The sequence below is a fragment of the Sphingomonas sp. OK281 genome, from assembly GCF_900115295.1.
Taxonomy (GTDB): domain Bacteria; phylum Pseudomonadota; class Alphaproteobacteria; order Sphingomonadales; family Sphingomonadaceae; genus Sphingomonas.
Genome location: NZ_FOVZ01000001.1, coordinates 730,848 through 754,423, shown reverse-complemented (window position 1 = coordinate 754,423; position 23,576 = coordinate 730,848). Strand labels below are relative to the sequence as shown.

The window sequence follows — 23,576 nt, the reverse complement described above, 5'->3', positions numbered from 1 at the left end:
CTTCCCTTCCCCCCTCCCTGAAAGGGAGGGGCCGGGGGTGGGTTGGCCCGTTGGCGGGAACACCGTTCGACCAATGCCCTCTAAAGACTCGCCCTCACATCCGCACCACGCGCGTCCCGATCCGCTCCGCCTCGGACGGGTCATGCGTCACGATCAGGATCGGCAGCTTCAGCACGTCGCGGACGTGTTCGATCGCGACGAGCACCTCCTCGCGTCGGGCGCGATCCAACGACGACAGTGGTTCGTCGAGGAGCAGGAAACGCGGGCGGCTGAGTAGCGCACGGCCGATCGCGACGCGTTGCGCTTCGCCGCCCGACAGCGTGCGCGGCCAACGATCGAGCAGATGGCCGATGCCGAGGAACCCGATCCGGTCCTCGAACGCGGCCTGCTCGTGACCGGCGCCGTAGAGGAGGTTCGCCCGTACGCGCATGTGGGGGAACAGGCGTGCGTCCTGGAAGACATAGCCGGCGCGGCGACGGTCGGGGGGGATGTCGACGCCGCCGGGGCTGACGGCGTCGAACAGCGTTTCGCCATCGACCGCGATGCGACCACGGTCGGGACGGAGAAGCCCGGCGACCATGTTCAGCACGCTCGACTTGCCGATACCGGATGGGCCGAACAGCACCGTCGCGCCCTCGCCTGCCTCCAGAGTCAACGCGATGTCAGCGTCGCCGAGACGCTTCTCGATATCGATCTCAAAGGACATGGAGCCCCCGGCCGGCACGCCGCGTCAACAGTTCGGATGCGATCAGAGCGACCAGCGACAAGCCTACGGATACACAGGACAATCGCCACACGAGAGCGTCGGCGCCGGGTTGCTGGAGCGCGGAGTAGATCGCCAGCGGCAAGGTCTGCGTTTCGCCGGGCACGTTGGAGACGAAGGTGATCGTCGCCCCGAACTCGCCGATCGATCGCGCAAAACCGAGTACCGCCCCCGCCAGTACGCCGGGTATGCTGAGTGGCAGGGTGAGTGTCCAGAAGACGCGCCATGGTCCCGCGCCGAGCGTCCGTGCGGCATTCTCAAGCCGCCGATCGACCGCCTCGATCGAGATCCGCATCGCGCGCACCATCAGCGGCAGCGCCATGACGCCCGCGGCGATCGCTGCCCCGGTCCAACGGAACAGGACCGTGATGCCGAACCAATCCCGCAGCCACGCGCCGATCGGGCCATTGGGCCCGAACGCGAGCAGGAGGAGCCAGCCTGTCACGACCGGCGGCACGACCAACGGCAGATGGATCGCCGCATCGACGACGACTTTGCCCGGAAAGCGGACGCGCGCGAGCAGCCATGCCAGTGCGAACGCGATTGGCAGCGTTACCAGCATAGCGACACCGCCGACCTTCAACGACAGCGCGACGATCCCCCATTCGGTCGAATCGAGCATCTAGCGCGCGGAGAACCCGTACCGCACGAAGATCGCCTTGCCCTCGCGCGAGACCAGGAAGCGGCGGAAGCCCTCGGCATCGGCATTCGTCGACGTCTTCAGCCGTGCGATCGGATAGGTGATCGGGGGATGCGTATTCTCCGGGAAGACGCCCGCGATACGGACCTTGGCCGACGCCTTGGCATCGGTCGCGTAGACGATCGCCAGCGGCGCCGCGCCGCGCTCCACCAGTGCGAGAGTCGCGCGGACGTTCTCCGCGCGCACCACTTTGGGCGACACCTGCGACCAGACGCCGAGTTTCTCCAGCGACGCCTGCCCGTATTTGCCGGCGGGCACCGCGCCATCCGCCATCGCCAGCGGCCCGGCCGTCAGTACGCGGACGAGGGCCGCGGGCGGCCGCACGGGGATCCGCACCTTGCTGCCCGCGGGCGATGCGACGACCAGACGGTTGCCAAGGAATGTAACGCGGGTCGACGTCACGATCAGGTTCTTCGAGGCCAGTGCGTTCATCCAGTCCTCGTCCGCCGAGACGAACAGGTCCGCGGGCGCGCCGGACTCGACCTGTCGTGCCAGCGCGGACGAAGCCGCGAACGAGATGGTCGGCCTGGCATGGCCCTTCTTGGCCCACGCATCCGCAGCCGCGGTCAGCGATTCCTGCAACGACGCCGCAGCGAGCACCAATGGCGGACGCTGCGCCTGCGCGCCTCCGGCGACAGCGACGCTCGCCGATATTGCCATCGTCATGATTAGATACCGCATTGGCCTACCTCGCTGATTTCCTGTCCAACGATATACACCGATATACAGCACTTGGTCATAACGCCATCGATGCCGATACGTTGCGCCAGTGCCGGCACGGAGCGAAGGTCGAACCGTTCACCGTCCACCGTCGGACCCTTCCCCCTGCCCAGGGAAAGCGTTCGACGATCCGGCAAACTTGTTCAGTTCGCCGTCACGCGACCGGTCCGGGCGAGCTTGCCCCAGCCGACCAATGGCCCCCGCAGTGCCTGCGCGATCGCCTTCAGCACGACGTAATACATCACCTGTCGATAGCCGATCCGTTGCGGGATCAGCAGCCAGAGCAGTCGCCAGCGTTCCTTGCGCTCGAGCGCGAACGCGATCGTCGCGGCCAGCAGGTCGATCGCGGTGAAGATCAGCCAGTACGCCAGCATCGTATAGACGTCGTGGCTGGTCTGCTCCCAGCCATGTGCCTGCACCGCGAGGTAGGTCGAGGCGAAGCTCACTAGCAGCGCCAGATCGATGATCGGCGAGATCGAGGCAAGGACGATCTGGAACACGATCGCCTGCGGCAAACCGACCCAGCCGAGCCCGCGCGGATGCGACCGGCCGATCGCCGAGCGGTGCTTGTAGAGGCACTGCAACGTGCCGAACGCCCAGCGGAAGCGCTGTTTGGCGAGCGCACGCATCGTCTCGGGTGCCTCGGTCCAGGCGATCGCGAACTGGTCGTACTGGACCGTCCAGCCGTGCCGCTGAATGGCGATCGTCAGGTCCTGGTCCTCGGCGAGCGTATCGTCGGGATAGCCGCCGACGCTGCGAACCGCCTCCAGCCGCCATGCGCCGACCGCCCCCGGCACGACCGTCATCGCGTTCAGTCGTGCGAGCGCGCGCCGCTCGAGATTCTGCGCTGTGATATATTCGAGCGCCTGCCATTTGGTGATCAGGTTCACGCGGTTCCCGACCTTCGCGTTGCCCGCAACCGCACCAAGCTTGGGATCGTCGAACCACCGGGCGAGACGCGCGATCGTCATCGGTTCGAACTGCGTATCGGCATCGAGCGCGATCACGATCTCGCCGCGCGCGAGTTCGAGCCCACGGTTGAGCGCGCGCGCCTTACCGCCGTTCTCCAGCGTCAGCAGGCGGACGCGGTCGTCGCCGGCGAATGCGTCGGACACGACCTGGCTGGTGCCGTCGCTCGAGCCGTCGTCGATCACGATCACCTCGATCACGACGTCGGCGGAGGCGAGCACGCCTTGCACCGCGCGCACGATGACGCGCTCCTCGTTGAACGCGGGGATCATCACCGTCACGAACCGCGACGGATCGATCGCCGGGAACACCGTCTTCAACTCGCGTCGGGCCTGGATCAGCGCCAGCGCCGACAAGGCCAGGGCGCGGATGATGCCGATCGTGATCGCGATGCCGAATATCCAGCGGAGCGCGACGACGATGACACCGAGCGTGCTGAACAGCGCGAGATCCGCGACCGCCGCGACCCGATCGCTGGACGAGATCACCGGCATCGACTGGTTTCGCGACAACCCCGCGAGGGTCGAGACGGGGACGAAGCTGTACCCCATCCCCCGCAGCCGCTCGATGATGATCGGCAGCGCGGCGACGGTCTCCGCGCGGTTGCCGCCCGCGTCGTGAAGCAGGATGACGTTGCCGCTGCGTTCGGGATTGCCCGCCTCGACGCCGGCAATGGTCCGATCGATGATCGCCTGGACGCCGGGCCGTTTCCAGTCGTCGGGATCGACGTGGAGACCGACCGAGATATAGCCGCGCTGCTGTGCTTCGAGCGCGGGCAGGATCTCGTCCGCGGTGCTCGGCTCGGCATCGCCAAAATACGGGGCGCGGAACAGGCGGAGCGAGCGCCCGGTGAACGCCTGGAACAGGCGTTGCGTGGTGTTCAGCTCGTACTTCACCTGCCGCTGCGAGACGTTGGCGAGGTTGGGATGGGTATAAGTGTGGTTGCCGATCTCGTGGCCTTCGTTGACCATCCGCTCGAGCAGCGGCCGCTCGGTCAGCGCGTTTTCGCCGATCACGAAGAACGTCGCCGGCGCATGTTCGCGCTTGAGGATGTCGAGGATCTGCGGGGTCCATTCGGGATCGGGACCGTCGTCGAAGGTCAGCGCGAGCTGTTTCGGGCGATAGCCGGTCCGCACCACGACATAGGGCGACGGCATCCGCGTGAAGTTGACGTCGGCGATCGTCCCGTCCTTGGCCGGCACGGCGTCGCGAATGCCGGTAACGGGCTCGGCGGCGATCTTCAGGATCTCGCCGCTGCCCTCGATATCGACGTTCGTGCCGGCCGGCATGTTGTCGATCGAGTCGGGGATCGGCAATTTGCGGTGATCGCGACCCCAGATCGACCAGAGGCCTGGATCTTCCGACCCGAGCCGCCACAGCGCGACGCTACCCAGACCAGCCTTTTGCAGGAACGCGATCTGGTTGTAGGCGGATGCCGCGTCGAGCAGCCAGACCTGATGCTGCACGCCGCCCTCGGAATAGGCGAAGCTGCTGTTGCCGCTCGCCTTGTCGAAGGTCGGCATCGTGCCGGAGTCGGCGGCGTTCTGCCACGCCTCCTCGACGTCGAGCGCATCGCCGTTGCCACTGTCCGCCCCGGCATGCCAGTCATAGGCATAGGAGCCGATCGCGACGACCAGCTTCGACGGCGGGATGCCGCGCGCCGCGTCTGCGACCATGCGGGCGAACCAGCGCTGCGAGGCGATCGGACCGGGCGCGCCGCTCGTCTCATGCTCGTCATACGCCATCAGGAAGACCTTGTCGGTCACCTTGGCATAGGCGGGCAGGTTCCAGTCCGGATTGGCGACCGGCGCCGCGATCGCGACGACCCAGCCGTGCGGGGCGAACCGCGCACGCGTCTCGGCGAGGAACGCGCGGTAGTTGGGTTGGGCCGACGCGGGCAAGTCCTCGAAATCGTAGAACACGCCGCCGGCATGGTTTGCGCTGAGGAACGGTACGAGCTTGTCGAGGAATGCGGCGCGGGCCTTCGGGTCGGCGAACAACGCTGCACTGCCAGCGCCGTCCCAGTTTCCGTCGACGGCGTTCTGCACCATCGGCAGGATCATCGGCCGGTGGACTGCCTTGTTGAGGATATCGCGACCCGCCTGATCGCGGAATACGGTGATCTGATGATCCTTGCCGGTGATCGACACCCAGCCCGGGATCAGCCAGTCTAGCTGTTCGACGTGGCGCGCGAGGCTGGCCGTGCTCGCCTCGTCCCACGGTGCGTGGAAGGCGATCGCGAGCGGCGGGCTGGCGCCATTGCCGACGCCGGGCTTGGCCGCGCTCGTCCCGAACAGTTGCTTGGCATAATAATCGAGATCGCGCCGGGTCTCGCGAAGGATGCTGCCACGCGGCGCCGGTAACTTGCGGAGCGCGGGGTGCTCGGGCTCGATCGGCAACAGAGGCGCGGTCGGCACCGCACCGATCGACACCGCGATCACTGCGATCGACAACAGCAGCAACGCGACGAACGCGGCGACGCCGAAGGTGAACCGCCGGCGCCGGCGGCCGCTTGCATCGTAGAATACAGGATTGAGCGACATGGGCGGAGTATCAACCGGTCGAAGGAAAACGGCAACTCGCCGTAATGATTCGCTACAATGCCGTTGGCGGGAACGCTGCTGAAAAAAACGTCACGCGTGGTTTAGGAGCGGACACAGACCTCACTGCATCCCCTCTCGCAAGCGGGAGGGGACCGAGGGGTGGGCGCATGGCCCGAACACTTGCTGCGCTTGACGATAGCGCGAGCCCACCCCCGGCCCCTCCCGCTTACGGGAGGGGGGGAAGAGAAGCCCCCTCCCGCTCGCGGAAGGGGGGAAGAGAAGCCCCCTCCCGCCTGCGGAAGGGGGACGTCAGATCAGCGGAACTTGCCGCTGAGCGATACGCCGATGATCCGCGGTTCGTTGAACACCGCGGCCATGTAGTTCTCGATCACGCCCTTGAGGTTCTTCTCGCCGGTGATGTTGCGCGCGAATACCGCGAACTCATACGCATCGTCCGGTGCGGCGTAACCGATCTTCAGGCCGCCCTCGAAGTTGCCGTTCGAAGTGAACTCCTTGGTCTTGTACAGCACGAACTGCGTATAGCCCTGGATGTTGAAGTCCCCTGCGATGAACGCACGACCGCCATTGCCGAGCGGCTGGTCGTAGCGCGCGGTGAGGTCGACGTTATACTCTGGCGCATTCGGCAGCGGGTTGCCGTCGATCTGCGCGAACGTGTTGGCGCCCACCTTGATCGTCGGATCCTCGACCGTGCAGACCACGACGCCGTTCAGGATGCAGACCTGTGCGTAGACGTTCTTGTCGCGGATCTTGCTGTGCAGCAGGCTGAGGCCCGCACCGAGCGTCAGGTTCGGCACCGGCTTCCAGTTGGCCTCGGCTTCCATGCCGTACGCATCCGCCTTGTCGGCGTTGAACAGCACGCCGTTGCCGTTCACGTCGTTGCCGTTCAGCTGGATGTCCTTGACGCGGTAGGCGAAGACCGTCGCGTTCAGGCTCAGCGTGTTGTTCAGCAGGCGGCTCTTGACGCCACCCTCCCACGACAGGATCGTCTCCGACTTGGCGGTCGTGAAGTCCGAATTGAACACCGCCGACCGGCCCTGGATCGTCGGCCCGCGGAAGCCCTCGGCTACGCGCGTGTACAGGCTGACGTCCGGGCTCGCCTGATACAGAAGGCTCGCATCCCAGCTCGGCTTGGTCGCCTTCAGGGTGACGTCGGTGCGGCCGCGATACGTGACGACGCCCGCCGCGGTGTCCGCAGTCTTCAACAGCTGCGTGCGCTTCTTGTCCTCGGTGATACGGCCACCAACGGTGAAGGTCAGCTTGTCGACCAGTTCATAGCTCAGCTGGCCGAAGCCCGCCCAGGACGTGTTGACGTCGTGCAGGCGAACCCAGTTGTTGGGGTTGCGTGCTGCGGTCGTTAGGAAATAGCCGCGCTGATAGAAGTCGGTGATGTCGCGCGTATCGAAATACAGGCCGCCGACCTGCCAGTTGAAGCGACCGCCGGGGGTGCCCGCAAGCCGGACTTCCTGCGACCATTGATCGAGATCGCGGATCTGGCCCTGCGACTGCCCGAAGCCGTTCGCGACGCCGCCGACCGGGAAGTTCGCGCCCGCACCGCCATCGGTGTCGCCGCGGCTGAACCCCGAAGTCGTCTCGTACGCGGTGATCGAGGTCAGCGCTGCGGGACCGAAGTCGTAAGTCGCGCGGGCCGAACCACCATAGGTGTTGTAGCTCTGCGGGTTGTCGTTGGCTTCGTCGTACGACACCACGTTGCGCGGCTCGGCCGACACGTCGTTCGAACCCTTCTTGAGCGCGCCGCGGTGGAACAGCGTCGAGGTGCCGTCATACCAGCGGGCATGGCCCGACAGGTCCAGCGTGAAACGCTCGCCCGGCGTCAGCGCGAGCTGCACGCGGACGTTGCGATCGTCGAAGCCACCCATTGCGTCCTTGCGCGGCGTCGCGGTGTTGTCGGCACTGACGCCGGCGAACCGGTTGTCGACATAGTTCTCGCGGTGCTGGATCAAAGTCGACAGGCGGATGGCCAGCAAGTCCTTGATCAGCGGGCCACCGACACCGGCGTCGAGGCTGACGCTGTTGTACGAGCCGACCGAGGCCGACGCGCGGCTCTCGAAATCGTTGGTCGGCTTGTTGGTGTCGAACTTGATGATGCCGGCGGTGGTGTTGCGGCCGAACAGCGAGCCTTGCGGACCGCGCAGCACTTCGACCTGGCGGACGTCGAAGACCGGGTTCGACTTCAGCACGACATGCTCGAGGATCACGTCGTCCTGGATGATCGTGACCGGCTGCGAGGCGCCGAGGTAGAAATCGATGTTGCCGAGGCCGCGGATGTAGAAGCGCGGGAAGATGCGGCCGGTCGTCGATTCGACGTACAGGCCGGGGACGCGACCCGACAGCGCGAGCAGCGTGTCGTCGCCGCCAGCGGTGTACGCGCGCAGGGCGTCGCCCGATGCGACACCGACCGAGAGCGGCACTTTCTGGAGGTTCTCGGACCGGCGCTCTGCGGTGACGACGATATCGCCGAGCCCTTCCTCGGGAGCAGCCTGCTCCTGGACCGGCGCTGCCTGCGCGAACGCGGCCGAGCCAACCACAACCGACCCAAACGCGACGCCAAGCATCAGCGCCGACTTAACGACCGAAATCTTCAAAATTCTATTCCCCAATAGTGCAGCGACGTCCCTGACGACCGGCCACACATCCCAAGATACAACGCCGCGGCTTGTCCTCGACCGCCCTCCCCGGACGGCTCGACGACGCCTCGCGACGCTCACTCCCCGATCCGGCGGTTAGGCGGCGATTGTGTTGGTATGATGACAGTTGGTTACGGCGTGTTTTGGTGCGCGGCGGTTTGCAAAATAGTGCGATATTTTTGCCGCTCGCTACTGGCGGATAGGCCATGCTAGCACCGCGATTTGGACTTGCCGATGCGGTTCTGGATGTCGATCCGAGGCTCGGGCTGGTTCGACGCTTGGACTCTAGAAACCAGGGTAGCATGCTTCCCCGCGAAGGCGGGGATCCAGACTGGGCTCCCGCCTTCGCGGGAGAACAAGGAAGGGCGGACTGTCATTCGACCGCGCGTGAATCGCGCCGCGGCAAAGCCGCGTCGTCGGACGTCACGACCGAGGACGAGCTCGGCCGGTCGCCGTCCAGCTTGGCGCTAGCCTCGGCTAAGCCGCTACGCCGCTTACCCTTGGGCGCCTACGCGTCGTCGCCCATCCTCAGCGCCGCGATAAACGCCTCCTGCGGGATGCTGACAGACCCGTACTCGCGCATCTTCAGCTTGCCCTTCTTCTGCTTCTCCAGAAGCTTCTTCTTGCGGCTCGCGTCGCCACCGTAACACTTCGCGGTCACGTCCTTGCGCATCGCACTGATCGTCTCGCGCGCAATCACCTTGCCGCCGATCGCCGCTTGGATCGGGATCTTGAACAGATGGCGCGGGATCAGCTCCTTCAAGCGCTCGACCATGCCGCGACCGCGCACTTCGGCGGTGCCGCGGTGGACGATCATGCTGAGCGCGTCGACCGGCTCCTCGTTGACCAGGATGCCCATCTTGACGAGGTCGCCCTCGCGGTAGCCGATCTGGTGATAGTCGAAGCTCGCATAGCCCTTCGACATCGACTTCAGTCGATCGTAGAAATCGAACACGACCTCGTTCAGCGGCAGTTCGTAAGTCGCCTGCGCGCGACCGCCGACATAGGTAAGGTTCTTCTGGATGCCGCGGCGGTCCTGGCAGAGTTTGAGCACGCTACCGAGATACTCGTCGGGGACGTAGATCGTCGCCTCGATCCACGGCTCGCTGATCGTCGCGATCTTGTTCGGCTCGGGCATGTCGGCAGGGTTGTGCAGCTCGATATGCGTCGTGCCGGACGGATCGGGGTGGGTCAGCTCGATCTCATAGACGACGGACGGCGCGGTGGTGATCAGGTCCAGATCATATTCGCGTGTCAGCCGCTCCTGGATGATCTCCAGATGCAACAGCCCGAGGAACCCACAGCGGAAGCCGAAGCCAAGCGCCGCCGACGTCTCCATCTCGAACGAGAAGCTCGCATCGTTCAGCCGCAGCTTCGAGATGCTCTCGCGCAGCTTCTCGAACTCGGCGGCATCGACCGGGAACATCCCGCAGAACACGACCGGCTGGACTTCCTTGAAACCCGCGAGCGCTTCGAGCGCAGGCCGCTTGGCGTCGGTGATCGTGTCGCCGACGCGCGTCTGCGCGACCTCTTTGATCTGCGCGGTGATGAAGCCCATCTCGCCGGTGCCGAGTTCGGTCAGCTGCTCGATCTTCGGACGGAAACAACCGACCCGGTCGACCAGATGCATCGTGCCGGTCTGCATGAACTTGATCTGCTGGCCCTTTTTCAGGACCCCGTCGATCACGCGCACCAGGATGACGACGCCGAGATACGGATCGTACCAGCTGTCGACGAGCATCGCCTTCAGCGGCGCCTCCGGATCGCCGCTGGGCGGCGGGATCTTGGTGACGATCGCCTCGAGGATCTCGACGATGCCGATCCCCGACTTCGCCGACGCCAGTACCGCCTCGGACGCGTCGATGCCGATCACGTCCTCGATTTCCTTGCGCACCTTCTCGGGCTCGGCGGCGGGCAGATCGATCTTATTGATCACCGGCACGATCTCGTGGTCGTGCTCGATCGACTGGTAGACGTTGGCGAGCGTCTGCGCCTCGACGCCCTGCGCGGCATCGACCACCAGCAGCGCGCCTTCGCACGCGGCCAGGCTGCGGCTTACCTCGTACGCGAAGTCGACATGGCCCGGCGTGTCCATCAGGTTGAGGGCGTAATCGAGGCCGTCCTTGGCGTGATACGCGAGGCGCACGGTCTGCGCCTTGATCGTGATCCCGCGCTCCTTCTCGATATCCATGTTGTCGAGCACCTGCTCGGACATTTCGCGCGCGGTCAGGCCGCCAGTTTCCTGGATCAGCCGGTCGGCAAGCGTCGACTTGCCATGGTCGATATGGGCGATGATGGAAAAATTGCGGATGCGGTCGAGCGGAGTCATGGCGCGCTCCTAGCAGCGACGCCGCGTGCGCGATAGATCGCGGACACACTCCATAATTGTCTTGAACGTTCGGGATGTCGCGGCTAGGGCGCTCACCGGCAATGTTGTCGGGGCGTGGCGCAGTCTGGTAGCGCACTGGTCTCGGGGTCCAGGGGTCGTAGGTTCGAATCCTATCGCCCCGACCATTGCCGATTTAGCGGAGCGCGGCCTCCGCATTTTCCCCGAAGTTCATCGTGGCAGTCGGCGCATCCCGGTGGATGCGCCGCCACGCCGCCCCGTCAGAACAGGCGCTTCAACAACCCGACATTGGTCTTGCCCAGCTCGACCACTTCGTCGCCGCGGCCGCTGATGATCGCCTTCGCCATGTACAGCGTGAAGCCCTTCATCTGCTCCAGCGTGATCTTGGGGGGCATCGACAGTTCGGTCCGCGCGGTGACCGCGTCGAGCAGCGCCGGCCCCGGATGCGCCAGCACGTCGCGAATACCCGCCTCGACTTCGCCCGGATCGGTGACCCGCACGCCGTGCAGCCCGATCGCGCGCGCCATCGCGGCGAAGTCCGGATTGTCGAGCGCAACGCCCGTCTCGACCAGTCCCGCCGCCTTCATCTCCATCTCGACGAAGCCGAGCGTGCCGTTGTTGAAGACGATAATCTTCACCGGCAGGCCGAGTTGCCGCACCGTCAGCAACTCGCCCATCAGCATCGCCAGGCCGCCATCGCCGGACAGCGTCACGACCTGCCGCGCCGGATAGGCCGCCTGCACGCCGATCGCCTGCGGCAAAGCGTTTGCCATCGAACCGTGATTGAACGATCCGATCAGGCGACGACGGCCGTTCATCTTGAGATAGCGCGCGGCCCACACCGTCGGCGTGCCGACGTCGCAGGCGAAGACCGCATCGTCCGCCGCCTGCTCGCTGAGGACGCGCGCGACGTGCTGCGGATGGATCACGCCGCTGCCGGGCGTACCATCGGCGAGATCGTCGAGCCCCTCGCGCGACTTCGCGTAATTGTCGAGCGCAGTTTTCAGGAAGCTGCCGTCGCGCGCGCCGGTCAGTTTCGGCATGAGCGCTGTGAGCGTGGCGCCGACATCGCCGACCAGGCCGATATCGATCGCCGTCCGTCGGCCGAGATTTTCCGGGAGCAGGTCGATCTGCGCGACCTTCGCCTTTTCGGGATAGAATTGGCGATAGGGAAAGTCGGTGCCGAGCATCAGCAACACGTCGCAGGCCATCATCGCATCGTAGCCGCTCGAGAAGCCGATCAGCCCGGTCATGCCGACGTCATAGGGATTGTCGTACTCGACGAATTCCTTGCCGCCGAGCGCATGCACGATCGGCGCCTGCAGGATTTCGGCGAGCTTCACCAGTTCGGCATGCGCGGTCCGACACCCCCGCCCCGCCAGGATCGTCACCTTCTGCGCGCCGTTGAGCAGCGCGGCTAGTTCGGCGATCTGCGCCTCCTCCGGCACCGTCATCGATCGCGACGGCAACAGCGCGCCGGCCGAGCGCGCGAGCATACCCGTGGTCGAACGCAGCGCGACATCGCCGGGCATGGCCACGACCGAGACGCCGCGATGGCCGACCGCGGCACGAATCGCCGTTTCCAGTGTGCGAGGCATCTGGTCAGCGTCGGAGATCGTCTCGCAATATACGCTGCACTCGCGGAACAGCGCCTCGGGCCGCGTCTCCTGGAAATAGTTCGAGCCGACCTCGCCGCTTGGCACCTGTGCGGCGATCGCCAGCACGGGCACGCGAGTCCGGTGGCAGTCGTACAGGCCGTTGATGAGGTGCATGTTGCCAGGTCCGCACGACCCTGCACAGACGGCAAGCTTGCCGGTCAGTTGCGCCTCGGCACCGGCGGCGAACGCTGCGGCCTCCTCGTTGCGGACGTGGATCCACTCGATCTTGCCTTGCCGGCGCAAGCTGTCGGTAAGGCCGTTGAGACTGTCGCCGACGACGCCGTAGATCCGCTCCACGCCCGCGAGATGCAGCGTTTCGGCGAACAGATCGGCGATGATGGTCTTGGACATGGGAATGGCTCCAGGCGTGAAGAAGAACTGCCTCGATCGGCGCGACGGGCGGGCAACAAACGCGGCGAGGCGCGATCGGGATGCACCTGCAGATCGTGCATCCGCTTTCGCATTTCGGTTACGCACCGGAACGCTGCCGAACCGTTGGGCGCTGGCGATGACGCGGCATCTAGCCCGCGCCGCGCACTTGCGCTAGCAATCGGGCATGACCGTACCCGCTATTCTAAAAAACCTGCGACTGCCCGTGATCGGGTCGCCGCTCTTCATCATCTCGGGTCCCGACCTGGTGATCGCGCAGTGCAAGGCCGGGATCGTCGGATCGTTCCCGGCGCTCAACGCGCGGCCGCAGGCCATGCTCGACGAATGGCTGCACCGCATCACCGAGGAACTCAGCGCGCACAACCGTGCCAACCCGGACCGGCCCGCCGCGCCGTTCGCGGTCAACCAGATCGTCCACAAATCCAACGATAGGCTCGAAAGCGATCTCGCAACCTGTGCGAAGTGGCAGGTGCCGATCGTCATCACGTCGCTCGGCGCCCGCGAAGACCTGAACACCGCGGTGCACGGCTGGGGCGGGATCACGCTGCACGACGTGATCGACGACCGGTTCGCGCGCAAGGCCATCGAGAAAGGCGCCGACGGCCTGATCGCCGTCGCCGCCGGTGCCGGTGGCCATGCCGGTCGCCTGTCGCCGTTCGCGATCGTCCAGGAAATCCGCCAGTGGTTCGACGGCCCCCTCGCGCTGTCCGGATCGATCGCGACCGGCGACGCAGTGCTTGCAGCCCAGGCGATGGGTGCGGACTTCGGCTATATCGGATCGCCGTTCATCGCGACCACCGAGGCCAATGCGGACGAGGCGTACAAGGACGGCATCGTCGCGGGCCGAGCATCCGACATCGTCTATTCGAACCTGTTCACGGGGGTTCACGGCAACTATCTGCGCGCCTCGATCGTCGCGGCGGGGATGGATCCCGATGCACTGCCCGAGGGCGACCTGAAGACGATGGATTTTGGCGGCGGCAACGGCTCCAAGCCGAAGGCATGGCGCGACATCTGGGGCTCGGGCCAGGGCATCGGCGCAGTGACCGAAGTCGAGAGCGTGGCGCTGCGTGTCGATCGCCTGGAACGCGAATATCGCGCTGCCCGGGCGCGTCTCGCGCTCTGAACGCCGTACCGGAGCCCGCTCAACAGCCGTTGCCGGCTGGTTCCTAAAACGCGCTGGCGAGGCGGCGTTGCATCGACAGCGCCGGGCTCGCGCTGACGATCGGCGCATCCTGCGCCAGATCCAGCACCGTAACCCGGCGATGCAGGTCGATGCTGGACTGAATGAGATACCGGGCCTTAGACGGTAGCGCATCGATCACGACCTGCTCGGTCTCGGGCGCATCGCCTAGCCGCCGCGCCGGGTCCAGCGCGTCGCGGAACTCCAGTTCACCGGCGCGAACCGCGCGCTGGACCAGGAACCAGGCAATTACATGCATCAGCCGGGTCGTGACCTTCAGCGATTCGCAGCTGAACCGCACCCGCGTCGGGGGATCAAGCGAGTCGCGCTCGATCCGTCCACCCTCGTCGAAATAGTCGCGGGCTTCATCGGCCAGCAGCATCGCTTCGGAATACAACGCATCGATCAGGCGGTGGTGCATGCGCATTTCAGGGCCGGCGTTCGTCATCCCGATCGCAAATGCCATATCTTTACAATTCGGGCATCCGAGTTAACCACTCGTTAACTACTATCCGTCCCAAAACGCTACAATTTCTGGACGCACGCGGGCATGTCGGTCAGGCGATGATATCCGGGATGAGATGGTCTTCCAGCATGGCGATCTCGTCACGCAGCCGCAGCTTGCGCTTCTTGAGCCTCGCCATCTGAAGCTGGTCGGGAGTTGTCGCCATCGCCAGCGCCGCGATGGCATCGTCCAGGTCGCGGTGCTCGATCCGCATCCCGTCCAGTCGTATCCTGATCTGCGCGTCGTCCACCTCAGCCCCCGGTTTGTGCCGCTACCGCCGCGTCCTTAGCAAATGCGCAGCGACACGCGAGTGTTAAACCGATCGCGACCGATGGGTTCGCGACGACAGGCTGAATCGGGTCGTCGCCCAAAATGCCTCGATCAATCGATTCGATCGATTTCGGATGAAGACATTTCCGTGACGGAGTGGTTTACTTCGCTCCCCAACCCGAATGCAGGAGGCATCCCACCGTGCAGACGACTCATCAGACAGCCCTGGAAACCAAGCACGCCGTGCTGGATCAGCGGATCGCCGACGAGATCCATCGCCCGCTGCCCGACGCGAACGTGCTCGCGAGTCTCAAGAAGCAGAAGCTCCGGCTGAAAGAAGAGATCGTAAACCTGTAACACCGCTACAGCCGCCCCCGGTGTTCCGACTGGGGGCGTAAGCGCTGGCCGCCGTGTCGACCCACGGCGCGATCAGGGTGCCTTGATTTCGAACAGCTTACCTTCCGGCCTTGGTCCGACCGGCTTGCGCGCCATCTTCGGATCGATCGGCACATCGAGTGCAACGCCTGCTCGACCCGCCGTATACCAGGCGATCTTGCCCGATACCTCGCCGATCCCCCGAAGTCTCAGGAGGATCGACGTTCCGACCTCGACCGCCTTGTCGAGCTCGATCATCAGGCCACCCTCGGACAGGTTGCGCACCCGCCCCTCACGGATCCGCGTCTCGCCGCCCAACTGCAACTCCGCCATCAGGAGCAGGCTGTCGCGCGCCCGCTGGCGCTTGCCGTCGACGCCATCGACGGGAGGGTCTGTCGGGTCGGTCATGCAGGTTTCCGAATCGATGCATGCCATACGACATGCGACCCTTGGTTCACCCGTATGCGATTGAAGCTGTCCATACGCGATCCCGCATACCGCCTGTTCCGCCGCCGCACATCCTTAAAGTCTGCACGGTCGCATCCAAGCCTGCCTCCAGCGAATGCTTCCGCCCGATGCGTGGCCGTTCAATCCTCGCGCGAGACCTTCTCGTTCCGCTCGTGACGTTCCTGAGCCTCGACCGTCATCGTCGCGATCGGCCGCGCCTCGAGCCGTGCAAGGCTGATCGGCTCGCCGGTCACTTCGCAATAGCCATATTCGCCTTCGTCGATCCGACGGATCGCCGCCTCGATCTTCGATACGAGCTTGCGCTGGCGATCGCGCGTGCGCAGTTCGATCGACCAGTCGGTCTCGCTCGATGCGCGATCGGTCAAGTCGGCTTCCCGCAGCGAATCGACCTGCAACTGCGACAACGTCTCCTGCGATTCCCGGAGGATCGCATCCTTCCATACCTGAAGCTTGCGGCGGAAATACGCCTGCTGCTTCAGGCTCATGAACGGCTCGTCCGCCTCCGGCCGGTATCCTGCCGACGATTGGTCATCCGCAGCGTCATTCGCCGCATCGCGATCGAAACTTCCGGTATCGTTCATACGATTCATCACGGTCGCCATACCATTCTCCTCTGACATCGTCGGATCGACCTCGCCGATCTCCAGATGTCGCCCCCAGATGGTGAAAGCGCCTATAGTCGTACGCCCTGCCGACCACAAGCGACCGGACTTGCGCATACAACGCCGTCTACGACATTTTATGATACTGACCTGGATCATGGTTGCGCGAAGGATTTGATTTGCGCGAACGGGACGTATCGATCGCGCCAACCGATCGCCCGGACGGTAAACGACGAACTTCTGTCCCATGCCGGCACGTTAAGGATCACGTCGTGTCACGGCTTGAAGTAAATTCTTCTTTTACCATCCGGAATGTGGTTAACCGTCTTGCACTTAACGGTTTGTTTTGCAGTTAGTCGGATAGCGGCATCTGCGTGCTGTAACGGGGATCCGACACCCAGCAAAAAATGTCGGCAACGAAAGAGTGACGATATGTCAGTGCGGATGGCCTTGGCGAAATTGTGCGCATGCGCATGTGGCGGTGCCCTGATCGGCGGCGGCGCCGTGCATGTCGCCGAGAGTTCCAACCGAACCGCCAACACCAAGCGCGTCCTCGTCAAGCGCATTGCCCGACCGCAGATCGCGGCGGTGCGGCGCCCGCATGTCCGTCGCGTGACGACCACGACGCGGACGACCTGCGCACCGACGATCGTGACAGTCGCGAACGCCGCGCCTGTGCCTGTTCCGGACCCTGGCAATGGCTATATCGGTGGAGGCGGTGCTGGGGCGGCCCCCGCCGTCGTCGGCGGTAGCGGCGGTTTCTTCAGCGGCAGCGGCTTTGGCGGCGGTTTCGGTGGCGGCTTCGGCGGCAGCGGCGGATCGAGCGGCAGCGTCGTGATCTCGTCGACGTCGAGCGGCGGATCGACCTCGACCGGAGGGTCTTCGAGCAGCACCGGCGGTGCAGAGGTATCGAGCACCTCGTCCTCCGGCGGCTCCAGCGGCAACGTCTCGTCCGCGTCGGGCGGTTCGAGCGGCGACGTATCGTCGTCATCGAGCGGCAACGTGTCCACGTCGTCGAGCAGCGCTTCGTCGGCTTCGTCCGCATCGTCGGCTTCGTCAGCCAGCAGCGGTAGCTCGTCGGGGTATGGATCGAGCAGCAAGGGTTGGGGATCGAGCGGTGGCTGGAACTCTACCGGTGGCTGGAGTTCGAACGGATCGTCGGGCAGTTCCGCGTCCTCGGGCAGCAGCGGCTCGTCCGCCAGCAGCGGATCGAGCGCAAGCAGTGCCAGCAGCGCCTCGAGTGCGAGCAGCGCGAGTTCGAGCGGCAGCACAGGCTCAAGCGGTGGCCCGCCTGCTCCCGTGCCCGCCCCGCCGATGGTGTTGCTGTTCGGCGCGGCAGCAGCGGCGCTGGTCGCTCGCAAGCGCTTCGCCAAGCCAAAGGCGATTGCGGCCTAAGTATTGGAATAACGGAAAAGCCCCGCCGGACCTGATCCAGCGGGGCTTTTTTGTGCCTGTGGTTCAGGCGTTCTGGAGCGCCTTCTCGATGTCCTTGATCGGATGCCCGGTCAGGTCCTTGTCAAGTTCGCCCTTGAGGCGGCTGGTGACTTCTTTGTGATAATGCTTGCGCAGTTCGCCAAGCGTCTTCGGCGGCGCGATGACGATCAGCGAGTCGTATGTGTTCTTCAGCGCCCCCGTCTTCAGGAAGTCGGCGGCGTCGGCGACGAAGCGATCTTCCTCGATCTGGTGGAAGTCGGTCGGCTCTACAGAGCTCTGCACACCACCTTGCGGCGACGAGGCGCGTCCTGCTGAATCGGTCGCCTGGTCGCGCGTCGCCGGATTGTCCTGCTCCTGCGCGTTTTCGACGACGAGATTGGGGAACTCGGCATCGCCCTCGTTGCGCAGGAACAGCATTTTCCGGCCGTCCGCGACGAGCACGACGGAGTTGTGGGGAAGATGCATGCGGGTCTCTCCTTTTCGCTATGCGTATGCGGGATGAACGCGCCGCCTGCCGGGGAGGTTGCGCCGCCTTGCGCACGCCCCTCGCCCTCGGCATAGCCCAGCCATGCACGACATACGCCTGATCCGCGACGATCCCGCCGCCTTCGACGCCGCCCTCGCCAAGCGGGGGGTCGCACCGCAGTCCGCCTCGCTGGTAACGCTCGACGAGCAGCGCCGCGCGACGATCGCGGACTCGCAGACCGCGCAGACCCGCCGCAACGAACTGTCGAAGGCGATCGGCCAGGCCAAGGCGCAGAAGGACGAAGCCAAGGCGCAGGCGCTGATGACCGAGGTTGCGACCCTGAAGGAAGCGCTGCCCGCGCTGGAGGCGGAGGAAGCCCGGCTGGGTGGCGAACTTCAAGCCATGCTGGCCGCGATCCCCAACCTTCCCGCTGCCGATGTGCCGGAAGGCGGTGGCGAGGACGACAACGCGCTCGTCCACACGCGTGGCACGCCAACGACGTTCGCCTTCGCGGCGCGCGAGCATGACGCGATCGGTCCTGCGATCGGCCTCGATTTCGAGACCGGCGCGGCGATGTCGGGCGCGCGCTTCACGCTCGTCCGCGGACCTGCCGCCAAGCTGCAACGAGCGCTTGGCCAGTTCATGCTCGATCACGTCGCCGACGCTGGCTTCGAGCAGGTCTCGCCGCCGCTTCTCGTCCGCGACGAGGCCGTATTCGGTACCGGCCAACTCCCCAAGTTCTCGGAGGACCTGTTCCGCACTACCGACGGCCGCTGGCTGATCCCGACCGCCGAGGTGAGCCTTACCAACATCGTCCGCGAACAGATCCTCAGTGAGGCCGAACTGCCGCTGCGCTTTACCGCGCTGACACCGTGCTTCCGCTCCGAGGCGGGGGCCGCCGGCCGCGACACGCGCGGCTACATTCGCCAACATCAGTTCGACAAGGTCGAGATGGTCTCGATCGTCACCCCCGACATGTCCGAGGCCGAGCATGAGCGCATGACGGCGTGCGCGGAAGGCGTACTCGACGCGTTGCAGCTACCGTTCAGGCGGATGCTCCTATGCACGGGCGATATGGGCTTCACCGCGGCACGCACCTACGATCTCGAAGTCTGGCTGCCGGGCCAGGCGCGCTATCGTGAGATCAGCAGCGTCTCGACCTGCACCGATTTCCAGGCGCGCCGCATGAACGCGCGCTATCGGCCCGAAGGCGAGAAGGGCACGCGGTTCGTCCACACGCTCAACGGCTCGGCACTCGCGGTCGGGAGGACGCTGGTCGCGGTGCTGGAGAATTACCAGCAGGAGGACGGATCGGTCGCGGTACCGACGGTGCTCCAGCCGTACCTCGGCGGGCTGACCATATTGGAGCCGAAGCGCTGATGCGGATCCTGCTCACCAACGACGACGGCTATCACGCGCCCGGCCTCAAAATACTGGAGACGATCGCCAGGACGCTGTCCGACGACATCTGGGTTGTGGCGCCCGCCGACGAACAGTCGGGCGCGGGGCATTCGCTGACGCTCTCACGGCCCATCCGGGTGCGAAAGCACGGCGAGAAGCGATATGCCGTCGCGGGCACGCCGACCGACGCGGTGATGATGGCGCTGGCCAAGATCATGAAGGACTGCCCGCCCGACCTGATCCTGTCCGGCGTCAACCGCGGTGCGAACCTTGCCGAGGACGTGACCTACTCAGGCACCGTCTCGGCGGCGATGGAGGGTGCGCTGGGCGGCATCCGGTCGATCGCGCTGAGCCAGATCTACAGCCGCGAGGGCATGGGCGACAGCGTGCCGTTCGAGGCCGCCGCCGCCTGGGGCGAGCGCGTGCTGCGACCGCTGGTCGACGCGCCGCTCGCCCCGCGGACGTTGGTCAACGTCAACTTCCCCGCCGGCCCGGCCGATGCGGTGAAGGGCGTGCGCGTCGTCGGTCAGGGCTTGCGCGACTATGGCCGGTTGCAGATCGTCAGCAACACTGATCCCCGCGGCTACGAGTATCACTGGTTCGCGCTTGGCCGGACCGTCGAGACCCCAGCGCACGCGACCGACCTCGAAGCGACGGCGGCCGGATATGTATCGGTCACGCCGCTGCACCTCGACCTGACGCACTTCGAATCGATGGATATGCTCGCGAAAGCCTATCGTTGATGCGGCGTGCGGGCGTCCTGGTTTCGCTGGCGACGCTCGCGCTGACCGCGTGCATTCCGCACGTCGATCGTCCCGCCGGCTACGGCAATGCGCCACCGCGCCCGTACCGAGATCCGCCGCCCCGCCGCGACGATCCGCCACGCACACTTGAGGATACGCCGCGCGAGGACAGGGCGCGCGAGGATAGGCCGCCGCAGGATATTCCGGGACGCGATACCGGCGAGGTCACCACCCTGCCCGCCCCGCGCCCCGCCTGGGAGGCGCGGCCGGTCAATGCCGATGCGACGACGATCCCCGACACGACCTATGTCGTGCGGCCCGGCGATACGCTGAGCCGGGTGGCGGATCGCAGCGGTGCGGGCCTCGAGGCTATCGCGCGCGCAAACAACCTCGACTCGCCCTATTCGATCCGGGCCGGCCAGCGGTTGCAGATTCCCGGCGGGCGCTATCACCAGGTCCGCCGCGGCGAGACCGGCATCGCGATCGCGCGCGCGTACGGCGTCGAATGGTCGCGGATCGTCACGGCGAACGCGCTCGTCGAACCGTACGTGCTGCGCGCCGACCAGCGTATCCAGATCCCTGGCGACGCCAGCGGCGGCACTGCCAGTGCTTCCGAACGCGCGCGCGCCTTCACGCTCGACATCGACGACATCCTCACCGGCGGCGAGCCTGCACTCGCCAGCAATCAGGCGCCGGCGAGACCGATCGCGACGCCGCGCCGGGTGCTGCCGTCGAACGCCGTCGTGACTGCGCCGGCGCGTCTCGCAAGCGGCGGGTTTCTCTGGCCAGTCGACGGCAAGGTCGTGAAACGCTTCGGACACGGCGCGAGCGGCGAGCGCAATGACGGCATCAAGATCGCGGTACCGGTCTCGACCCCTATCCACGCGGCCGCGGATGGCGTCGTCGCGTATGTCGGCGACGGCATCGCCGCGCTCGGCGGGCTGGTCATCATCAAGCACGGCGGCGGCTGGACGAGCGTCTACGGCCACGCGTCGAAGCTGCTCGTGCAACGCGGGCAGAGCGTCAAGCGAGGCCAGACGATCGCGCTGTCGGGGGATACCGGGTTTGCGGATCGTCCCGAACTGCACTTCGAACTGCGCAAAGGGCGGACGCCCGTAGATCCAACGTCGCAGTTGCCGCGAACGTGATTCTCCCCTCCCGCTTGCGGGAGGGGTCGGGGGAGGGCATGGGGGCGAAGAAGCCCTTCCCCTAACCCCTCCCGCAAGCGGAAGGGGAACGAGACGCACCATGACCTACCAGTCCGACCTGCTCACCACGCTGACCTCGCGCGGCTATGTCCACCAGATGACCGATGCGGCCGCGCTCGATGCGCTCGCCGGCAAACAGGTGGTGCCCGGCTATATCGGCTTCGATCCGACCGCACCGTCGCTGCATGTCGGCAGCCTCGTCCAGATCATGCTGCTCCGCCGGCTCCAGCAGACCGGGCACAAGCCGATCGTCCTGATGGGCGGCGGCACCGGCAAGATCGGCGACCCGAGCTTCAAGGACGAAGCGCGCAAGCTGCTCGGCGAGGACGGGATCAAGGCCAACGTCGCGTCGATCCGTCGCATCTTCGAACGCTTCCTGACCTTCGGCGACGGGCCCACCGACGCGGTGATGCTCGACAATGCCGAGTGGCTCGACGCGCTCGAATACATCCCGTTCCTGCGCGACGTTGGCCAGCATTTCTCGGTCAACCGGATGCTTGCCTTCGACTCGGTCAAGCTCCGGCTCGACCGCGAACAGTCGCTGAGCTTCCTCGAATTCAACTACATGATCCTGCAGGCGTACGACTTCCTCGAACTGTCGCGCCGCGCCGAATGCCGGTTGCAGATGGGCGGCTCGGACCAGTGGGGCAACATCGTCAACGGCATCGAACTCGCGCGTCGGATGGACTCGACCGAAGTCTACGGCGTCACCACCCCGCTGATCACCACGGCGGACGGCGGCAAGATGGGCAAGACGATGTCGGGCGCGGTCTGGTTGCACGAGGATCAGCTGCCGCACTTCGATTACTGGCAGTTCTGGCGCAACACCGACGATCGCGACGTCGGCCGCTTCCTGAAGCTGTTCACCGACCTCCCGCTCGACGAGATCGCGCGTCTCGAGGCGCTCGAAGGCGCGGAGATCAACGCTGCCAAAATCGTGCTCGCCAACGAAGCGACCGCGATGTGCCGCGGTCGCGATGCTGCCGAACAGGCCGCCGAGACTGCGCGGAAGACGTTCGAGGAAGGCGCGTCGGGTGACTCGTTGCCGAGCTTTGCTGTCTCGAGCGGCACGATCGGTATCGTCGAGGCGCTCGTCGCACTCGGCTTCGTCGCCTCCAACGGCGAAGCGCGGCGGAAAATCGCCGAGGGCGCGGTGCGGGTTGACGGCGAACCGGTGCGCGAACCGACGACCAGCATCGATGTCGCATCACCCGTGCGCCTGAGCCTCGGAAAGAAACGACATGGGATGCTAACCCCTTCGTAATAGACGCATTCTCGTTTCGAAGTACACGCCGTTAAGCATGACCGTTCCGATCGGGTTCACTGCGTGCACCCTAGGTTGATGCGGTATTGATGACGGAGGAACGATCGATGCCGAGTTATGCAATGGCCGTTCAGGATGTCCGCGGTGCGCCGCGCGACGAGGTGATGCATGGCACGCGTGCCGTCGACGCGGCGGGGCACGCCATGAAACTGGTGCTGGTCAACATGTCCGCCAGCGGACTGATGGCGCGGTGCGAGGGCAGTCCCAAAGCGGGCGATTCGCTCCGTATCCAGTTGCCGATCGTCGGCGACGTCGATGCGGTCGTACGCTGGTCGCTCGGCGGGCGGATCGGATGCGAGCTGCGGCAGGTTTTGCCGCTTTCGGACTATTACGGGATGCTTTCGGTCATGATCCGCCACGCCTGAGGCGTTAGCCGGCGCGGACCAGCACCACGCCGCCGATCACCAGCGCGACGCCGGCAAGCCGCGCCATGCTGATCGGCTGCTGGCTGAGCCCGAGCAGCCCGAACCGATCGAGGATCAGCGCCGTGACGAGTTGGCTCGCGACCGCAAGCGTAAGGGCCGACGCGAGCCCCAGTCGCGGCGTTGCATAGGCTAGCGCAGCAACGAAACACGCGCCGTACAGGCCACCAAGCCATGCCCAGCCCGGCGCGCCTTTCAAGGCCGCCGGCATCGTCCGGTCGGTCGCCGCCCACACGCCGAACAGCACGATCGTACCCACGGCAAACGACACGAGCGATCCGAGCCAGAGCGACCCGGACGCCTTGACCAGCGCGGCGTTGGTGGGCGGCTGGATCGCGAGGCCGATGCCGGCGAGAAGTACGACGATGATCGGGAACAAGGCGGCCATGTCGGGTCCGTGACCGCTCGCCTTGCGAAGG

Annotated in this window: 21 protein-coding genes and 1 tRNA gene; 8 read left to right on the top strand and 14 right to left on the bottom strand. The window is 65.6% G+C overall.

Features of this window, described 5'->3' with window-relative positions:
• Positions 1–94: 94 nt before the first annotated feature.
• The 6 genes from BM244_RS03510 to lepA form a co-directional block, all read right to left on the bottom strand.
• The gene (locus BM244_RS03510) at positions 95–706 is read right to left on the bottom strand and encodes an ATP-binding cassette domain-containing protein (RefSeq protein ID WP_093397394.1); all 612 of its coding nucleotides are present in this window, start codon (positions 704–706) and stop codon (positions 95–97) included.
• A complete protein-coding gene (gene modB / locus BM244_RS03505; protein WP_093397392.1) occupies positions 696–1,385 on the bottom strand; it encodes a molybdate ABC transporter permease subunit in 690 nt (229 codons plus the stop codon). Before modB ends, BM244_RS03510 begins: the two co-directional genes overlap by 11 nt.
• A complete protein-coding gene (gene modA, locus BM244_RS03500) occupies positions 1,386–2,144 on the bottom strand; it encodes a molybdate ABC transporter substrate-binding protein (RefSeq protein ID WP_093397390.1) in 759 nt (252 codons plus the stop codon).
• 182 nt (positions 2,145–2,326) lie between these two features.
• The gene (locus BM244_RS03495) at positions 2,327–5,695 is read right to left on the bottom strand and encodes a polysaccharide deacetylase family protein (RefSeq protein WP_093397389.1); all 3,369 of its coding nucleotides are present in this window, start codon (positions 5,693–5,695) and stop codon (positions 2,327–2,329) included.
• 314 nt (positions 5,696–6,009) lie between these two features.
• Positions 6,010–8,289, bottom strand: a complete 2,280-nt coding sequence (locus tag BM244_RS03490) for a TonB-dependent receptor (RefSeq protein WP_093398088.1) — start codon at positions 8,287–8,289, stop codon at positions 6,010–6,012.
• A gap of 580 nt (positions 8,290–8,869) precedes the next feature.
• A complete protein-coding gene (gene lepA, locus BM244_RS03485; protein WP_093397387.1) occupies positions 8,870–10,690 on the bottom strand; it encodes a translation elongation factor 4 in 1,821 nt (606 codons plus the stop codon).
• A 108-nt stretch (positions 10,691–10,798) separates the two neighbouring features.
• On the opposite strand from lepA, the gene BM244_RS03480 reads away from it, so the two are divergent.
• Positions 10,799–10,875, top strand: a tRNA-Pro gene (locus BM244_RS03480).
• A 93-nt stretch (positions 10,876–10,968) separates the two neighbouring features.
• Here the strand turns inward: BM244_RS03480 and poxB are convergent.
• Entirely contained in the window at positions 10,969–12,717 is a 1,749-nt protein-coding gene (poxB, locus tag BM244_RS03475) for a ubiquinone-dependent pyruvate dehydrogenase (protein WP_093397385.1), read from the bottom strand.
• A 205-nt stretch (positions 12,718–12,922) separates the two neighbouring features.
• Here poxB and BM244_RS03470 point away from each other — a divergent pair, with 205 nt between their 5' ends.
• Positions 12,923–13,882 carry an NAD(P)H-dependent flavin oxidoreductase gene (locus BM244_RS03470; RefSeq protein ID WP_093397384.1) on the top strand — a complete coding sequence of 320 codons (960 nt, stop codon included), beginning with the start codon at positions 12,923–12,925 and terminating at the stop codon, positions 13,880–13,882.
• Between the two features lie 43 nt (positions 13,883–13,925).
• On the opposite strand, the gene BM244_RS03465 is transcribed toward BM244_RS03470, so the two are convergent.
• Together BM244_RS03465 and BM244_RS03460 are read right to left on the bottom strand one after the other, a co-directional pair.
• Positions 13,926–14,405 carry a DUF1465 family protein gene (locus BM244_RS03465; protein WP_254784247.1) on the bottom strand — a complete coding sequence of 160 codons (480 nt, stop codon included), beginning with the start codon at positions 14,403–14,405 and terminating at the stop codon, positions 13,926–13,928.
• A 91-nt stretch (positions 14,406–14,496) separates the two neighbouring features.
• Entirely contained in the window at positions 14,497–14,694 is a 198-nt protein-coding gene (locus BM244_RS03460) for a YdcH family protein (protein WP_093397382.1), read from the bottom strand.
• A gap of 221 nt (positions 14,695–14,915) precedes the next feature.
• Here BM244_RS03460 and BM244_RS03455 point away from each other — a divergent pair, with 221 nt between their 5' ends.
• Positions 14,916–15,071 (top strand): YdcH family protein, encoded by a 156-nt coding sequence (locus tag BM244_RS03455; protein ID WP_093397381.1) that lies wholly within the window; start codon positions 14,916–14,918, stop codon positions 15,069–15,071.
• Between the two features lie 72 nt (positions 15,072–15,143).
• Here BM244_RS03455 and BM244_RS03450 read toward each other — a convergent pair whose 3' ends face one another.
• The 4 genes from BM244_RS03450 to BM244_RS03435 form a co-directional block, all read right to left on the bottom strand.
• Positions 15,144–15,497 carry a PilZ domain-containing protein gene (locus tag BM244_RS03450; RefSeq protein ID WP_093398086.1) on the bottom strand — a complete coding sequence of 118 codons (354 nt, stop codon included), beginning with the start codon at positions 15,495–15,497 and terminating at the stop codon, positions 15,144–15,146.
• A gap of 179 nt (positions 15,498–15,676) precedes the next feature.
• The gene (gene dksA / locus BM244_RS03445) at positions 15,677–16,159 is read right to left on the bottom strand and encodes an RNA polymerase-binding protein DksA (RefSeq protein ID WP_093398085.1); all 483 of its coding nucleotides are present in this window, start codon (positions 16,157–16,159) and stop codon (positions 15,677–15,679) included.
• Positions 16,160–16,860: 701 nt separating this feature from the next.
• Positions 16,861–17,532 carry a hypothetical protein gene (locus BM244_RS23000; protein ID WP_175518029.1) on the bottom strand — a complete coding sequence of 224 codons (672 nt, stop codon included), beginning with the start codon at positions 17,530–17,532 and terminating at the stop codon, positions 16,861–16,863.
• A gap of 85 nt (positions 17,533–17,617) precedes the next feature.
• On the bottom strand, positions 17,618–18,058 hold the full coding sequence (locus tag BM244_RS03435) for a host attachment family protein (RefSeq protein WP_093397380.1): 441 nt from the start codon (positions 18,056–18,058) through the stop codon (positions 17,618–17,620).
• A 103-nt stretch (positions 18,059–18,161) separates the two neighbouring features.
• On the opposite strand from BM244_RS03435, the gene serS reads away from it, so the two are divergent.
• The 5 genes from serS (at position 18,162) to BM244_RS03410 (ending at position 23,100) form a co-directional block, all read left to right on the top strand.
• The gene (gene serS, locus BM244_RS03430) at positions 18,162–19,439 is read left to right on the top strand and encodes a serine--tRNA ligase (protein WP_093397379.1); all 1,278 of its coding nucleotides are present in this window, start codon (positions 18,162–18,164) and stop codon (positions 19,437–19,439) included.
• A complete protein-coding gene (surE, locus tag BM244_RS03425; RefSeq protein WP_093397377.1) occupies positions 19,439–20,203 on the top strand; it encodes a 5'/3'-nucleotidase SurE in 765 nt (254 codons plus the stop codon). Before serS ends, surE begins: the two co-directional genes overlap by 1 nt.
• Positions 20,203–21,351 (top strand): M23 family metallopeptidase, encoded by a 1,149-nt coding sequence (locus tag BM244_RS03420; protein WP_093397376.1) that lies wholly within the window; start codon positions 20,203–20,205, stop codon positions 21,349–21,351. Before surE ends, BM244_RS03420 begins: the two co-directional genes overlap by 1 nt.
• 100 nt (positions 21,352–21,451) lie before the next feature.
• Positions 21,452–22,675: a tyrosine--tRNA ligase gene (tyrS, locus tag BM244_RS03415; RefSeq protein WP_093397374.1), complete on the top strand. Its 1,224-nt coding sequence runs from the start codon at positions 21,452–21,454 to the stop codon at positions 22,673–22,675.
• Positions 22,676–22,782: 107 nt separating this feature from the next.
• Positions 22,783–23,100, top strand: a complete 318-nt coding sequence (locus BM244_RS03410) for a PilZ domain-containing protein (RefSeq protein ID WP_093398084.1) — start codon at positions 22,783–22,785, stop codon at positions 23,098–23,100.
• Positions 23,101–23,104: 4 nt separating this feature from the next.
• Here BM244_RS03410 and BM244_RS03405 read toward each other — a convergent pair whose 3' ends face one another.
• Positions 23,105–23,545 carry a DMT family transporter gene (locus BM244_RS03405; protein ID WP_093397373.1) on the bottom strand — a complete coding sequence of 147 codons (441 nt, stop codon included), beginning with the start codon at positions 23,543–23,545 and terminating at the stop codon, positions 23,105–23,107.
• Between the last annotated feature and the right edge of the window lie 31 nt (positions 23,546–23,576).

Excerpts from the sequence above, each read along its gene's own strand:
- BM244_RS03510 (WP_093397394.1), bottom strand. The coding sequence starts at position 706 with ATGTCCTTTGAGATCGATATCGAGAAGCGTCTCGGCGACGCTGACATC.
- modB (WP_093397392.1), bottom strand. The coding sequence starts at position 1,385 with ATGCTCGATTCGACCGAATGGGGGATCGTCGCGCTGTCGTTGAAGGTC.
- modA (WP_093397390.1), bottom strand. The coding sequence starts at position 2,144 with ATGCGGTATCTAATCATGACGATGGCAATATCGGCGAGCGTCGCTGTC.
- BM244_RS03495 (WP_093397389.1), bottom strand. The coding sequence starts at position 5,695 with ATGTCGCTCAATCCTGTATTCTACGATGCAAGCGGCCGCCGGCGCCGG.
- BM244_RS03490 (WP_093398088.1), bottom strand. The coding sequence starts at position 8,289 with ATGCTTGGCGTCGCGTTTGGGTCGGTTGTGGTTGGCTCGGCCGCGTTC.
- lepA (WP_093397387.1), bottom strand. The coding sequence starts at position 10,690 with ATGACTCCGCTCGACCGCATCCGCAATTTTTCCATCATCGCCCATATC.
- poxB (WP_093397385.1), bottom strand. The coding sequence starts at position 12,717 with ATGTCCAAGACCATCATCGCCGATCTGTTCGCCGAAACGCTGCATCTC.
- BM244_RS03470 (WP_093397384.1), top strand. The coding sequence starts at position 12,923 with ATGACCGTACCCGCTATTCTAAAAAACCTGCGACTGCCCGTGATCGGG.
- BM244_RS03465 (WP_254784247.1), bottom strand. The coding sequence starts at position 14,405 with ATGGCATTTGCGATCGGGATGACGAACGCCGGCCCTGAAATGCGCATG.
- BM244_RS03450 (WP_093398086.1), bottom strand. The coding sequence starts at position 15,497 with ATGACCGACCCGACAGACCCTCCCGTCGATGGCGTCGACGGCAAGCGC.
- dksA (WP_093398085.1), bottom strand. The coding sequence starts at position 16,159 with ATGGCGACCGTGATGAATCGTATGAACGATACCGGAAGTTTCGATCGC.
- BM244_RS03435 (WP_093397380.1), bottom strand. The coding sequence starts at position 18,058 with ATGCATCTTCCCCACAACTCCGTCGTGCTCGTCGCGGACGGCCGGAAA.
- serS (WP_093397379.1), top strand. The coding sequence starts at position 18,162 with ATGCACGACATACGCCTGATCCGCGACGATCCCGCCGCCTTCGACGCC.
- surE (WP_093397377.1), top strand. The coding sequence starts at position 19,439 with ATGCGGATCCTGCTCACCAACGACGACGGCTATCACGCGCCCGGCCTC.
- BM244_RS03420 (WP_093397376.1), top strand. The coding sequence starts at position 20,203 with ATGCGGCGTGCGGGCGTCCTGGTTTCGCTGGCGACGCTCGCGCTGACC.
- tyrS (WP_093397374.1), top strand. The coding sequence starts at position 21,452 with ATGACCTACCAGTCCGACCTGCTCACCACGCTGACCTCGCGCGGCTAT.
- BM244_RS03410 (WP_093398084.1), top strand. The coding sequence starts at position 22,783 with ATGCCGAGTTATGCAATGGCCGTTCAGGATGTCCGCGGTGCGCCGCGC.
- BM244_RS03405 (WP_093397373.1), bottom strand. The coding sequence starts at position 23,545 with ATGGCCGCCTTGTTCCCGATCATCGTCGTACTTCTCGCCGGCATCGGC.